This window comes from Zoogloea sp. LCSB751, assembly GCF_002028455.1.
Lineage (GTDB): Bacteria > Pseudomonadota > Gammaproteobacteria > Burkholderiales > Rhodocyclaceae > Zoogloea.
Map to the genome: position 1 here is coordinate 1 of NZ_MWUM01000100.1, position 398 is coordinate 398.

Below are 398 nucleotides of genomic sequence, written 5' to 3' on the forward strand. Positions count from 1 at the left end.
GGCACCGTGCCCGTCATCACCTATGTGTTGACCGACGGCTCTAGCACCGACAGCTCCACCCTCAGCATCACCGTCACCCCAGTGAACGATGACTTCACCGACAACAATGAAGTGGTGTCGATTGCCGAAGACAGTGGTGAGAAAACCGGTAACGTGATTGATGGCAGCAGTGTCGATGGCCCGCTAAGCGTGCAAAGCTTCAGCATCGCTGGTCAAACCGGACCGTTTGTGCTCGGCCAAGCGTACGTCATCAGTGGCGTCGGCAGCTTTACCTTAAATGCCAACGGCAGCTACAGCTTTACCCCTGTGGCCAACTACAATGGCACCGTGCCCGTCATCACCTATGTGTTGACCGACGGCTCTAGCACCGACAGCTCCACCCTCAGCATCACCGTCAC

At 57.0% G+C, this 398-nt stretch carries 1 protein-coding gene; it reads left to right on the forward strand.

Features of this window, described 5'->3' with window-relative positions; all coding sequences use genetic code 11:
• The coding region (locus B4920_RS29640) for an Ig-like domain-containing protein (RefSeq protein WP_173862703.1) at window positions 1-398 on the forward strand (398 nt) is incomplete at both ends.